The sequence below is a fragment of the Burkholderia mycopellens genome (assembly GCF_964265025.1).
Lineage (GTDB): Bacteria > Pseudomonadota > Gammaproteobacteria > Burkholderiales > Burkholderiaceae > Burkholderia.
Genome location: NZ_OZ183802.1, coordinates 3582494 through 3595767, shown reverse-complemented (window position 1 = coordinate 3595767; position 13274 = coordinate 3582494). Strand labels below are relative to the sequence as shown.

Annotated in this window: 13 protein-coding genes; 9 read left to right on the top strand and 4 right to left on the bottom strand. The window is 68.1% G+C overall.

The window, feature by feature from the left end; genetic code table 11:
• Positions 1-83: 83 nt before the first annotated feature.
• Both ACPTTC_RS16770 and ACPTTC_RS16765 read right to left on the bottom strand, forming a co-directional pair.
• Positions 84-884, bottom strand: a complete 801-nt coding sequence (locus ACPTTC_RS16770) for a type III pantothenate kinase (protein ID WP_423393119.1) — start codon at positions 882-884, stop codon at positions 84-86.
• Complete coding sequence (locus ACPTTC_RS16765) at positions 881-1801, bottom strand: biotin--[acetyl-CoA-carboxylase] ligase (RefSeq protein WP_423393118.1); 921 nt, start codon at positions 1799-1801, stop codon at positions 881-883. Before ACPTTC_RS16765 ends, ACPTTC_RS16770 begins: the two co-directional genes overlap by 4 nt.
• 471 nt (positions 1802-2272) lie before the next feature.
• Here ACPTTC_RS16765 and ACPTTC_RS16760 point away from each other — a divergent pair, with 471 nt between their 5' ends.
• Both ACPTTC_RS16760 and ACPTTC_RS16755 read left to right on the top strand, forming a co-directional pair.
• Positions 2273-2878: a hypothetical protein gene (locus tag ACPTTC_RS16760; RefSeq protein WP_423393117.1), complete on the top strand. Its 606-nt coding sequence runs from the start codon at positions 2273-2275 to the stop codon at positions 2876-2878.
• Positions 2860-3489 (top strand): type VI secretion system amidase effector protein Tae4, encoded by a 630-nt coding sequence (locus tag ACPTTC_RS16755; protein WP_423393116.1) that lies wholly within the window; start codon positions 2860-2862, stop codon positions 3487-3489. The genes ACPTTC_RS16760 and ACPTTC_RS16755 overlap by 19 nt, the downstream gene beginning before the upstream one ends.
• A 544-nt stretch (positions 3490-4033) precedes the next feature.
• Here the strand turns inward: ACPTTC_RS16755 and ACPTTC_RS16750 are convergent.
• Both ACPTTC_RS16750 and ACPTTC_RS16745 read right to left on the bottom strand, forming a co-directional pair.
• A complete protein-coding gene (locus ACPTTC_RS16750; protein ID WP_423393115.1) occupies positions 4034-4879 on the bottom strand; it encodes a tetratricopeptide repeat protein in 846 nt (281 codons plus the stop codon).
• Positions 4880-4887: 8 nt separating this feature from the next.
• On the bottom strand, positions 4888-6957 hold the full coding sequence (locus tag ACPTTC_RS16745; protein WP_423393114.1) for a bifunctional 2',3'-cyclic-nucleotide 2'-phosphodiesterase/3'-nucleotidase: 2070 nt from the start codon (positions 6955-6957) through the stop codon (positions 4888-4890).
• A 292-nt stretch (positions 6958-7249) separates the two neighbouring features.
• Here ACPTTC_RS16745 and ACPTTC_RS16740 point away from each other — a divergent pair, with 292 nt between their 5' ends.
• The 7 genes from ACPTTC_RS16740 (at position 7250) to ACPTTC_RS16710 (ending at position 13195) form a co-directional block, all read left to right on the top strand.
• Positions 7250-8374, top strand: coding sequence for an MlaE family ABC transporter permease (locus ACPTTC_RS16740; protein WP_423393113.1), 1125 nt, complete (start codon positions 7250-7252; stop codon positions 8372-8374).
• Positions 8371-9285: an ABC transporter ATP-binding protein gene (locus ACPTTC_RS16735; protein WP_423393112.1), complete on the top strand. Its 915-nt coding sequence runs from the start codon at positions 8371-8373 to the stop codon at positions 9283-9285. The genes ACPTTC_RS16740 and ACPTTC_RS16735 overlap by 4 nt, the downstream gene beginning before the upstream one ends.
• Before the next feature lie 18 nt (positions 9286-9303).
• Positions 9304-10233 (top strand): MlaD family protein, encoded by a 930-nt coding sequence (locus ACPTTC_RS16730; protein ID WP_423393111.1) that lies wholly within the window; start codon positions 9304-9306, stop codon positions 10231-10233.
• A 38-nt stretch (positions 10234-10271) separates the two neighbouring features.
• Positions 10272-10895: an ABC-type transport auxiliary lipoprotein family protein gene (locus tag ACPTTC_RS16725; protein ID WP_423393110.1), complete on the top strand. Its 624-nt coding sequence runs from the start codon at positions 10272-10274 to the stop codon at positions 10893-10895.
• 19 nt (positions 10896-10914) lie between these two features.
• Positions 10915-12066 (top strand): VanZ family protein, encoded by a 1152-nt coding sequence (locus tag ACPTTC_RS16720; protein WP_423393109.1) that lies wholly within the window; start codon positions 10915-10917, stop codon positions 12064-12066.
• A 153-nt stretch (positions 12067-12219) separates the two neighbouring features.
• Positions 12220-12537 (top strand): (2Fe-2S) ferredoxin domain-containing protein, encoded by a 318-nt coding sequence (locus ACPTTC_RS16715; protein WP_011694422.1) that lies wholly within the window; start codon positions 12220-12222, stop codon positions 12535-12537.
• Positions 12538-12550: 13 nt separating this feature from the next.
• Positions 12551-13195 (top strand): alpha/beta hydrolase, encoded by a 645-nt coding sequence (locus ACPTTC_RS16710; RefSeq protein ID WP_021157030.1) that lies wholly within the window; start codon positions 12551-12553, stop codon positions 13193-13195.
• The last annotated feature ends 79 nt before the right edge of the window (positions 13196-13274 follow it).

The following is a 13274-nucleotide window of genomic DNA, read 5'->3' as shown; positions in this document are numbered from 1 at the left end:
CCGCCCGTTCTTCACCGTCATCTTGACGCAGGCCCGCATGGGCTCGCGTCGCCGTGCGCCGGCGCGATGCCGGCGCCTTTCCGTCACGCCTGCGCCGCCGGTGCGGCCGCCGCTTCCGCGGCGATCAGCGCGAGCCCGGACAGGATCAGTGCATCGTGCCGGGTATGCGGGACCGTCAGCGCACGCGCGACGTCGTCCGCCGCGCCGCCTGCCAGCACGAGCCGCACGGGCGCCTGCCAGGCATCCGCGAGATCGCGCCACGCGCGTTCGATCAGCCCGGCCTGCGCGTACAGGCAGCCGGCCGACAGCGAGCGCGGCGTATCGACCTGGAACGGGTCTGCTTGCGCACCTGCAAGCAGGCCGCTTGCGATATCGGTGGTCAGCGTCGGCAACTGCGCGGTGTGCGTGCCGAGCGAGCGCATCATCAGTGCCCACCCCGGCGCGATCAGACCGCCCGTGAAGCGGCCGTCCGCGCGCAGTGCCTCGAGCGTCGTCGCGGTGCCGAACGTCGCGATCAGCAGATGCTCGCCCGGAAAGGCCGCGTGCGCGCCGATCAGGCCGGCCCAGCGGTCGCTGCCGAGCTGGTCGGGCGTCGTATAGCCGTTCGTCACGCCGCATTGCGCGGGGCGCGAGCGTATCGTCGTGCGCGGCAGGCCCGCCCAGCGGGCGTCGAGCAGCGCGTCGATCCGGGCGGCGACGTCGGCGCCCGCGACGTTCGAGATCCATGCACCGCGCGGACGCAGCAGGCTCGACCAGTCGGGATCGGCGCCGCCGTCGCGTGCATGGCCGAACGCGCCGGTCTGGACAAGCGTGCGCTGCGCATCGGCGAGCGCCCACTTGATCCGGCTGTTGCCGGCGTCGATCAGCAGGTGCGGCTCGCTCATTGCGCTTCGCGCAGCGACACGTCGCCGGCCGCGATCGCCTGCACGCCGTTCGGCGTGTCGAGCAGCAACTGGCCGGTCGCATCGATACCCGTTGCGATGCCGCGCGCGCGTTCGACGCCCTGTTCGAGCAGGACGACTTCGCGGCCGGCGTACGCGTGCAATGCGTGCCAGCGCGGCAGGAACGGCGCGAGCCCGTCGGTGCCGAACTGCGCGAGCGCGGGCGTGAGCGCGTTCAGCGACGCGGCGAGCGTATCGGTGAGGTTGGCCGATGCGCACGCGACCGACAGCGCGGCCGGCGGCAGCCCGATCGCGAGGGTCGCTTCGCGCGCGCGCAGCGCGTCGACCTGCGCGGCGACGGCTTCCGCGCCGCGCACGTTGATGCCGAAGCCGATCACGACGGCGGTCGCGTCGGCGGTGGTCCAGACGGTTTCGATCAGGATCCCGGCGAGCTTGCCGACGATGCGCGGCGCGCCGTCGTCGGTGGTCGTCAGCAGCAGGTCGTTCGGCCATTTGAGCGCGACGTGCGAGCGGGTATCGAGCGGCAGCGCGGCCAGCCCTTCGGCGAGCGCGACGCCGATCGCGATACTGAGGCCGCCGAGCGCGTCGACAGGGCGCGGCACGATGCAGCCGACCGAGCAGAGCAGCGCATTGCCGGGCTGCGCGAACCACGGGCGGCCCTGCCGGCCGCGGCCGGCCGTCTGCTCGAACGCGACACGAACGAGCGGCGCGGGCAACGCGCTCGCGCTGCGCGGCAGCGCCTTGAGCCGCGTCGCGACGTCGGCGTTGGTCGAGCCGGTGGCGGCGACGATGTCGAGCGGCCACGCACGCGGCGCGGCGTCCAGGTGCGCCTCGAGCCGGTTGCGCGCGATGTGCGCGTCGCCGGAATCGGGCGTGTCGGAGGAGGTGGGGGCGTTCATGTCGCGTATTGTAGCGACAGGGGGCGGGGGTGCGTCGGGAAGCCGGCGAAGCGTTTGTCGGGGCGCTTGCCTGGATCGTCGCGGCGCATTGGCCCGAATTTCGTTGCCGCGAAGAGAAGATGTCGCGTGTTCAAGCGGAAGTGCATCGTCAAGCCAAATGAAGTCCGGCCCGGTTCTTGTCGGGTGATGGGAAAAGCATGGTCGACTCATATAAATTGATTAGGATTTCGAATTCGTCTGATTGATTCCCTTGTGCTGATTGGGCATTTTGGATGCCAACCATTGACGACGGGGAATCCAGATGAGCAACGGGCAAGAGTCGCCAGCATCTTCTTTTACGGTTATCTGTCGGTTTGCTGCGGAAAGCGGCCGGCGTATCCGGGCTGGCGATAAGACAGTCATCGAATCGGGAACGGTTCGTCTTTATGCGGATACGAAGCGTTCGGGCGCGACGTTTCGAGGCGAGTCGGCATGATTCGTTATTTCCTCGCCAAAGGCGACCGGGGCGGTAACGCCGTGATCACGGAAGGGCTGGAGTTCGTCACGTGTTCCAATCCACCCCCGCGCGTACAGATCGCCACGCTCTACATGAAAACCTACTGCATGGCTTGCAAACGGGAAGGGTTCATCGCGCCGGAAGGGCCGCGTTTGCCTGGTACGGGGCCCAATGGGCAGCAGTGGGCATTGAGCGGAGATATCAATGCATGCGGATGTAGTCCGCCGCCCGTTTTTTATGCCGAGCGTGGCATGAAGATGATTCTGACGTCACAAGCTGCAACAGCCGCTGAGAAAAACCAGCGAATTGCAGAGGTCAATGAAAAAGAGCATACCGTCGCGACGCGATCTGACGTTACTCCTACCTATGACGAACAGGTGCGCGCCTGCATTGGCACCAGGCTGCCGCAGAGCTATCCGTATTTGATCGAAATGGCCGATGGGCGCACGATCGCCGGGCGCGTCGATACCAATGGTCGATTGCCGCGAATCCATACCGAGATTTCCGGGAGTTACCAAATATATTGGGGTGAGGATGCGCTTGCCCACAAGGACTGGCCGTCATGCCCAACAGATCGATAATAGTGAGGGGAAATACGACCCCGCTCTCAATCAAGGAAGTGCAGCTTCGGGCAGTGACGTTCAGCGAGCTGTGGGATGCTTACCCGTCGGGTAACCCATATGACAACCCTGCTTATACAAACCAATGTGCAATTCGCGTGAGTGTTGCCCTGCATCGCGTCGGGGTCGACATGAAGTCGTTTTCGTCGAAGCTGGTCAAGCCGCTAGGGGATCAACCGAGTATTGGGAGAATTCTGATAGACGGGAAGGCGACGGCGACACGTGCCAATGAACTTGGAGCGTGGCTCAGGTTGCAACCATTTGCAGGTCTCGGAAAGGCGGAGGCAATTACCGGCGCGAACTGGGAGGCAAAAATAAAGGGACGTACAGGCATTGTCATGTTTGACGGTTACTGGACGCGCGCCGGCGAGTCGGAATCGAATGCTAGCGGAGGGCACATTGATCTCTGGAACGGCTCTCGAATGACAATGAATGGTTTCTGGGGGGCGACCACCACGATAGGGCGATATATCGGGATAGCATCATTTCGGCAAGGTGCAACTGTCCTGCCAAGCCTCAGCTACTCCGATTTCGGGAGATCGAATTCAATTTGGTTTTGGGAGATCGAGTGAAGCGATTCGCGATTACGCTTTCTGGAACCTTTGGGGGCTTGCTATTGACCTGGCTCTACCTTGATGCATACAGCCTTATAAGATGGCCGGAAACTTCAGGTCCGCCGGCGCGGGGATGCTACGAGATCGACAAATGCCCGATGTCGTGGTGGCAAGGGCTGCTTTTTTTTACGTACTTGTTTGCGCCAGCGGTGTTCTTCGGTGTCGTCAACGCAATAGCGTATCGGCGTTGGTCATGCAAAAGATGGAGTGCAGCGCTCGGAATCGGGGCCATGCTCGCGGGGCTGCTTTATCTTGAACCTTACGTGTCCCGTTTGCTTTAGCGCTGCTCGCAATGACGGAGCGATCGTTTGCCGGTGCCCCGCCAAACGACTCAATGCTGTTCCATCCGCTCCAGCGCCTTGATGTCTTCCTCGGACGTCATTTCGCAGGCAGGCAGCGTCCTGCCCTTCAACGCCGGGCCTGGCGGGCCGACCCGAGAATCAGCGCCGCCCCTGTCCCGATGGCTCGCGCCAGCACGCGCGCGAGCCGAGGAACCATCACATCACGGCGCGACAACCGGATGTTTCAGCGCGTGCGCGGTCTCGATCCACTGCGCGTGGAATTCGTCCGCGTCGGGCTTGAGCCCGAGTTCGCCGTTGCGATAGGCCATCGCGAGCGTCTGTACGGCTTCCGGCAGCTCGTGCTCGGCGGCGCGGCGATACAGCGCCAGCGCGCGCGCCTCGTCGCGCGGCACGCCGCTGCCTTCGCGGTACGCGTTCGCGAGCATGAAGTCCGCGGCCGGAATGTCCGCGCGCGACGCGATCTCGAACCAGTGCGCGGCCTGCACCGGATCGGCGGCGATGCCGTAGCCGCTGCGATAGATCAGCCCGAGGTAATACGCGGCGGCCGGGTCGCCCTGCGCGGCCGCTTCGCCGAGCAGCGCACGGGCGCGTGCATAGTCCTTCGGCATGTCGCTGCTGCCGAGCAGCAACGCCTTGCCGAGCGCGAGCTGCGCACGCCGGGCGGCCGGCGCGTCGGCCTGGCTGTCCGCCGTCGCGGCCGTTTCCAGCCAGCCGCGCCCCTCGTCGCGCAGCCCCGGTTCGCGGGCATCGACGAGCGCGATGCCGAGCGCCGCCTGTGCGGCGCCCGAGCCGCGGCGCGCGAGCGTGCGCAATTGCGCGAGCGCATGCGGCTCGGTGGCCTGCGTGACCATCGCCTGCCACTCGTCGAGCTGCGCGGCGCTCGGCGCGGGGCCGGCGCCACGCAGGCCAGTGGTCGCGACGACGGCCGCGACGGTCATGGCCGCCGCCGCGAGCAGCGCGGCCGGCGGGAGTTTCGCGCGCAGCAGGCGCCGCGCGGCGGCGGCGAAGCCGGTTTCGGCCGGCCGCATCGTCCGGATCGGTTGCATCGCGTGTCTCATTGCGTGAGGTCGATTTCGTAGGTGGCGAGGTTCTTGCCCGAGCCGTCGTCGGCCGCGACCTGCGTGATGCCGGTCAGGCCGGCCGCCGCCGCGTCGCCGAGGCGGTTCGGCGCGGACGCGAACTGCACGTGCGCGACCGAGCTCGCGAGCTTCGTGAAGCGCCAGCTGCGCTGCGCGCCGTCGGCCGCGCGCGTGATCGCGCCGCGCTTCTTGATGAATGCGATCAGCACGTCGCGGTTCGCATCGGGCGACGCGAAGATCGTCTTGCTGCCGTCGAGGCCCGGGAAGTTGCCGCCGCCGCTCGCGCGATAGTTGTTGGTCGCGACGATGAACTGCGCGTTCGGGTCGATCGGCGCGCCCTTGTACGTCAGGTTCCTGATCCGGCTGCCGACCGGCTGCGTGACGTCGATCTCATACGCGAGATCGGCCGACGTGAACATGTCGAAGTTGTAGCCGGGGAACGTGCTGACGAGCGGCTGCACGGTCGCCTTGGTCGGATCGATCCGGTTGAAGCGCTTCGCGGCCGTTTCGAGCCAGTTCTTCACGTCGGCGCCGCTTACCTTCACCGCGTACACGGTGTTCGGGTACAGGTACAGGTCGGCCGCGTTGTTGATCGCGAGCGCGCCCGGCGCGACGTCGGTGTAGTCGGTGCCGCCGCCGAAGCCGCTCTTGAACGGCGCGCTGACCGACAGCACCGGCAGCGACGCGTATTGCGGCAGGTTCGCCTGCACGTAGGTCTTCACGTAGTCGGCTTGCGCCTCGTTGACGATCTGGATCGCACCCGGGTCGCCTACATCGGCGAAGTACGAGTTCATCCGGTAGTCGGTCGAGCCGATCGGCGTCTTCACGTAGTCGATCGTCGCCTGGTGCTCGGCGGCAATCGCGGCGGACACGGACGGATCGGCCGCGACGTAGCTCTTGTCGGCGTTCTGGATCGGTCGCGCCTCGACGGTCGTCTGCGACTTGTCGACGCTCCACGTCTTGCCGTCGAACTTCAGGCCGAGCTTGATCACGCCGAGGTGCTTGCCCCAGTAGTTGGCCATCACGGTCGGCACGCCGTTGACGGTGCCCTTGACCTTGTCGACGCCTGGCAGGTTGAACTGCGACACGGTGCTGTTCGCGTCCGGGAACACCTGGTGCGAGTGGCCGATCAGCATCGCGTCGATGCCGGTCACCTTCGACAGCCACCAGCTGCCGTTCTCCATCGTCGGCGAATACGTGGAATTGTCGAGGCCGCCGTGCGAGATCGCGACGACGAGATCGGCGCCCTTCGCGCGCATCTCCGGAATGTATTTTTCGGCGGCTTCCTTCAGGCCGGTCGTGTAGACCTTGCCGTCGAGCCAGCGCTTGTCCCAGTTCATGATCGCGGGCGGCGTGAAGCCGATGATGCCGATCTTCACGGGCGCGCTGACCGTCTTGCCGTCCGGCGTCGTCGCGGTCACGGTGCGGGTCAGGATCGTGTACGGCGTGAACAGCGGCGCGTTGGTCTTCGCGCTGATCACGTTCGCGAGTACCTGCGGGAAGTTCGGGCCCGCGCACTTCTTCTGCTGGGCCGGCGCCGGCAGGCCGTCGACCTCGAACGTGTTGCCGGTGACCTGCGACAGGTACGGCAGCCCGTAGTTGAATTCGTGGTTGCCGATCCCGCCGCCGTCGAATTTCGCGGCGTTCATCACCTTGTAGATCGCGAGCGTCTGGTCGCAGCCGATCGGCTTCACGAGCGCCTGGTAGTCCGACAGCGCGGTGCCCTGGATCGTGTCGCCGTTGTCGAGCAGCAGCGTGTTCGGATACTGCGCGCGCGCTTGCGCGATCAGCGTCGACACGCGCTCGAAGCCGAGCGAGTTGTCAGCGGCGAGCTTGAAATAGTCGTACGACAGCACGTTGGTGTGCAGGTCGGTCGTCTCCAGCAGGGCGAGCGTGGCCGTCGTGCCGACGGGCGCCTGGGCCGCCGGCGGCGTCACCGGCGGCGAGGTGACGTCGTCGCCGCCGCACGCGGCGAGGATGAAGGCGAGGCTGGCGAGCACGGCGATGGCCGGCATGCGACGGCGGGAAAGCGGGGGGAGACGCATCGGTTGTCCTGTTCGGTGTTCTGTTTTATGGAGTGCGAGGTACGCAACGAATGGCGGCGCGGGGCGCCGACGGCCTGATGTGCGGCGCGTGAGAGTATCGAAAGGAAACGTGACGGAAGAATGAAAGGTGATGAAGCCGGCAGCGGGCAGGGGGCGGCGGCTTCCATACGCACCCGGGGCCGGCGTCCCGGGCCAGACGCCCCGGCCAGGCGTTCCCACGGAAATCCTCACGTCGCGTCGCCGGGCGGTTCGCTACAATGGCCGCTGTCACCATTTTGCAAACAACCTGCCCTTGGACTTCGAGACTCCTCCCGGCCTGTCGGTCGACGCCGGCGGCCAGGGCCAGACGGTGCGCCTGACCGGCCAGTGGACCGCGCTCGCGCTTGCACGCAATCGCGGCGCGGTCGCGCGCCGCGTCGCGAGCATCGCGTCCGGGCGCGTGAGCGAATGGGATCTGTCCGGCATCGAGCGGCTCGACCACGTCGGCGGCCAGGCGCTGTGGCGCGTGTGGGGGCGCAAGCTGCCGGCCGGCGTCGCGCTGAGCGACAACCAGCGCACGATCTTCGAGCGCATCGAGCGGCTCGACAGCCAGCGCGAGGCGCCCGAGCGCGTCGTGCGCGTCGATCCCGTCACGCGGCTCGGCCAGGCAATCTTCACGTTCGGCGAACACCTGCAGGGCGGCATCGCGATGTTCGGCCTCGTGATCCTCGACGCGCTGTCGGTGCTGCGCCGCCCGCGGACGATGCCGTGGAAGGAAACGTCGGCGAACATCTACAGCGCGGGCACGCAGGCGCTGCCGATCACGGCGCTCGTCGCGTTCCTGATCGGCATCGTGCTCAGCTACCTGTCCGCGCAGCAGTTGCAGATGTTCGGCGCGAACCGCTACATCGTGAACATTCTCGGGCTGTCGGTGATCCGCGAGCTCGGCCCCGTGCTGTCGGCGATCCTCGTCGCGGGCCGCTCGGGCTCGGCGATCACCGCGCAGATCGGCGTGATGCGCGTGACCGAGGAGCTCGACGCGATGCGCGTGATGGGCATCCCGCACGGGCTGCGGCTGGTCCTGCCGCGCGTGCTCGCGCTCGGCGTCGCGATGCCGCTGCTCGTGATGTGGACCAACATCATCGCGCTGACGGGCGGCGCGCTCGCCGCGAAGCTCGTGCTCGGCATCGACGTCAACTATTTCGTGCGCTCGCTGCCGGGCGTCGTGCCGATCGCGAACCTGTACATCGGGGTCGGCAAGGGCGTCGTGTTCGGCATGCTGATCGCGCTGGTCGCCTGCCATTTCGGCTTCCGGATCAAGGCGAACTCGCAGAGCCTCGGCGAAGGCACGACCACGTCGGTCGTGTCGTCGATCACGGTCGTGATCCTCGCCGATGCGGTGTTCGCGATCCTGTTCCAGAACGTGGGGCTCGGATGAACGTGTCGAACGAAACGGACGCCCACGTCGCGGCCATCGGTGCCGGGTCGATCGGCGCGCCGCCGGCCGCGGCGGCGGATACCGCCGACCTCGTGATCGAGGTGCGCAACCTGACCAAGCGCTACGGGCGCAACATCATCCACCAGAAGCTCGACTTCGACGTGCGGCGCGGCGAGATCGTGTCGATCGTCGGCGGCTCGGGCTCCGGCAAGACGACGCTGGTGCGGCAGATCCTCGGCCTCGAGCGGCCGACCTCGGGCACGATCAAGGTGTTCGGCGAGGATACGGCGACGATCGACGACGCGAGCGCGCGGATGATGCGCACGCGCTCCGGGATGCTGTTCCAGCAGGGCGCGCTGTTCTCGTCGATGACGGTGTTCGACAACGTCGCGCAGCCGCTGCGCGAGCTCGGCCGCGTGCCGCCGGATCTGCTGCACGACATCGTGATGCTGAAGCTCGAGATGGTCGGGCTGCCGTGCAAGCACGCGTCGAAGATGCCGGCCGCGCTGTCGGGCGGGATGGTCAAGCGGGTCGGCATCGCGCGCGCGATCGCGCTCGAGCCCGAATTGCTGTTCCTCGACGAGCCGACGGCCGGCCTCGATCCGCAGGCGTCGGACGAATTCGTCGAGCTGATCGCGACGCTGCACCGCACGCTCGGCCTGACCGTCGTGATGGTGACGCACGATCTCGACACGATGGTCGCGCTGTCGACGCGCGTCGCGGTGCTGGCCGATCGCAAGGTGCTCGTCGCCGCGCCGGTCGAAGAGGTCGCGAACGTCGACCATCCGTTCATCCACGAATATTTCCTGGGGCTGCGCGGGCGCCGCGCATTGCAGGCGCTGCCGCCCGAGCGGCGCGCGAAGCTGCCGAAGGCGGCCCTCGAACCGGCGCTGTCGAGCGTCGAGCTGTAGGCACGAAGGAATCCGCGAATGGAAAACAAATCACATGCGTTCTGGGCCGGCCTGTTCACGATCGCGCTGACGCTCGCGATCGCGGGCACCGTGTTCTGGTTCAACGTCGACCGCACCGTGCGCGTGCCGTACGACCTGCTCGCGCGCACCAACGTGACGGGGCTGTTTCCGGACGCGGCCGTGCGCTTTCGCGGCCTCGACGTCGGCAAGGTGCAGTCGATCGGTTTCGATCGCGCGCACCCGGGCCAGATCCGGATCCGCATCCTCGTCGACCACGACGCGCCGATCACGCAGTCGACCTACGGCAGCCTCGGCTTCCAGGGCGTGACGGGCATCGCGTTCGTGCAGCTCGAGGACACGGGCCGCGATCTGGCGCCGCTGCCGTCGTCGACGAAGGCGATCGCGCAGATCCCGATGCGCCCGAGCCTGTTCGACCAGATCCAGGAGCGCGGCGATGTGCTGCTGCGGCAGCTCGAACTGGCCGCGAAGAGCGCGAACGCGCTGATGTCGCCCGAGATGCGCGAGCAGTTGCGCGCGACCGCTGAAAGCCTGCAGCACGCGGCCGACGGCGCCACCACGCTGACGAAGCAGCTCGGCCCGGCGGTGACCGTGCTGCCGGAAACGATGCACGAGGTGAACCGCGCGATGGCGTCGGCGAACACGCTGCTGCAGCCGAACGGGCCGCTCGTGTCGAACCTGAACAAGGCCGGCACGGCCGCGGAGCAGATCGGCGTCGCGCTGAACGGTCTCAACGCGCGCGTGCAGTACGACACGCTGCCGCGTTTCAATGCGCTGGCCGGCAGTGTCGGCGACGCATCGCGGCAATTGAAGGACGTGGCCGGTGAACTTGGCCGCAATCCGCGCAGTCTGTTGTTCGGTTCGCCCGGCGCGGCGCCGGGGCCCGGCGAGCCGGGCTTCGTCTGGCCGGGTGCGACGGCCGGGCAGTGATACCCATCGAAACCGGAAACATCATGCAGGAACACGCCATGCCACGAATCCTTGAGCGCGCGCTGCGTCCCGCCGCGGCCGCGCTTGCCGTGCTGACGCTCTCGCTCGCGGCCGGCTGCGCCGGCAACAGCGCGGTGCTGTCGAATGTCCGCTACGACCTCGGGCCGGCCACGTCGGTCGTGACCGCAGGCCCGGGCCCCGCGCTGAAGGTGCTCGACGTTGCCGCGCCCGACGCGCTCGACTCGGACAAATTCGCGTACCGCCTCGCGTACGTGGACGCGCAGCACGTGGCCGTCTATCGCGACAGCCGCTGGACCGCACCGCCCGCGCAACTGCTCACGCAGCGGCTGCGCGGCGCGCTGTCGTCGCGTGGCACGGTGCTCGAAGGATCCGACGGCGTGCGCGCGCCGACACTGAAGGTCGACCTGGACGAATTCGAACAGGTGTTCGACGGCCAGTCGCAGAGCCACGGCGCCGTTACCGCGCGCGCGACGCTGATGCTGGACGGCAAGGTGCTCGGCCAGCGCACGTTCGTTGCACGCGCGCCGTCGAGCACGCCGGACGCGGCGGGCGGTGCCCGCGCGCTCGCGACCGCGAGCGACCAGCTCGTGTCGCAGATCGCCGCGTGGGTCGGCATGCAGGCGTACGCGGGCACGCCGTGACGCGTGCCGCGCAGCCGCGATGAGCGCGACCGGTACGCCTCGCGCATCGCCGTTCGCGCGCCAGGCCTTTGCCGCTTACACGGCACTCATCGTCTACGCGTCGCTGTATCCGTTCGAAGGCTGGGTGTCGCTCGGCATCGGGCCGTTCGACTACCTGTTCGCGCCGATGCAGCGCTACGTGACCGCATTCGACGTGGTCACGAACGTGCTCGGCTACATGCCGTTCGGCGCGCTCGCCGTGCTCGCGCTGCACCCGCGCCGGCGCGGCGTGGCCGCGACGCTGATCGCGGCCGGGCTCGGCGTGCTGTTGTCCGGCTCGATGGAAGCGCTGCAAACCTACCTGCCGACGCGCGTCGCGTCGAATCTCGATCTCGCGGCCAACGCGCTCGGCGCGCTGCTGGGCGCGGCGCTCGTCGCGCCGGCCACCGGTGCGCTGCTCGATCGCGGCGCGTTGCGCCGGTTGCGCTTCGCGTGGTTCGAGGACGACGGCGCGACACCGCTGCTGCTCGCCGGGCTGTGGCCGTTCGCGATCCTGTTTCCGTCGCCGTTCCTGTTCGGCATCGGCGACTGGCCGGCCGCGCTGTGGGAGCGGGCCGACGCGTCGATGCAGGACGCGCTGCTTGCGTGGTTGCCGGCCGCGTGGCGCGTGGGCGAATGGCCGGAGCGCGTCGACGGCTGGCTGTCCGACTCCGGGTGGGAGGCCGCGCTCGGCGGGTTGATGCTGTTCGCGGCGCTGACGATCGCGTCGCTCGCGATGCGATCGTCAGCGCCGCGCATCCGGCTCCTGATCGCGCTCGTCGCCGCGACGCTCGTGCTGAAGGCGGCCGCGACGTTCATGCAGTCGGCCACCGGCCTCGTCGTCGTGTGGGCGACGCCCGGCGCGCGGCTCGGGATCGAGCTCGGTTTCGCGGCCGCGCTCGTCGCGCTGCGCGTGCCGGCGACCTGGCGCGCGATGCTCGCGGCGCTCGCGCTGCTGGCCGGCGTGGCGCTCGTGAACCTGCTGCCGGTCAACCCGTTCTTCGACTTCACGCTGTCGGGCTGGCGGCAGGGGCGCTACCTGCACTTCAACAGCCTCGCGCGCTGGCTCGCGTGGATCTGGCCCTACGCGGCGCTGATCTGGCTCGGCCAGCGCGTCGAGCATGCGTGGCTGCCGGCCGCATCGCGGCGCTGACGCGGCTGCGGCGGCTGCGGTAACGCGGCCGCAGCGGTATCGCGGGCAGCGCCGTGCGCCGCTCGCTATAATCGTCCGCATCCTCCGTTGCCCCGCGCAGCGGCAACCGCTCCTCTTTCCGCACGGCCTCGCGCCGGGCCGCTCGTCACCATCATGGATTCCTACTACCAGCACCACGTCTTCTTCTGCCTGAACCAGCGCGAACCGGGCGCCGAACGCCCGAGCTGCGCGCAATGCGACGCGCAGACCATGCAGGAATACGCGAAAAAGCGCGTGAAGGAGCTCGGCCTCGCGGGGCCCGGCAAGGTTCGCATCAACAAGGCCGGCTGCCTCGACCGCTGCGAGGAAGGGCCCGTGATGGTCGTGTATCCGGAAGGCACGTGGTACACCTACGTCGACCAGGCCGACATCGACGAGATCGTCGAATCGCACCTGCGCGACGGCAAGGTCGTCGACCGCCTGAAGATCTGAGCGGGCCGGCCGAATGAACGTTCATACGCAGAAGTCGCTGATCGCAGGGCCGGTCGGGCAGATCGAAATCGCGGTCGACCTCCCCGACGCGGTGCGCGAAGGCGGCGCCGCGCCGCGCGGCATCGCGCTGGTCGCGCATCCGCATCCGCTGTTCGGCGGCACGATGGACAACAAGGTCGCGCAGACGCTCGCGCGCACGCTCGTGCAGCTGAACTACGTCGTGTTCCGGTCGAACTTCCGCGGCGTCGGCGCGACCGAAGGCGTGCACGACAACGGCACCGGCGAGGCCGACGACCTGCTCGCGGTGCTCGCGCACATGCGCGCGCAGCCTGCGTATGCCGACCTGCCGCTCGTGCTCGCGGGCTTCTCGTTCGGCACGTTCGTGCTGTCGCACGTCGCGAAGCGGCTGCGCGACGCGGGCGAGACGATCGAGCGGATGGTGTTCGTCGGCACGGCCGCGAGCCGCTGGCAGGTGGCCGACGTGCCGGAGAACACGCTCGTGATCCACGGCGAAACCGACGACACGGTGCCGATCGCCTCCGTGTACGACTGGGCGCGGCCGCAGGAACTGCCGGTCGTCGTGATCCCCGGCGCCGAGCATTTCCTGCATCGCAAGCTGCATGTGCTGAAGCGCATCATCGTCGACGCATGGCGCTAGTCGGTGCGCGGGTGCCGGCGTAACAGCGGTAGCCCGCGTCGCATCTCGCACGGGATCTCCGGCACGCGCCGGACGCGCG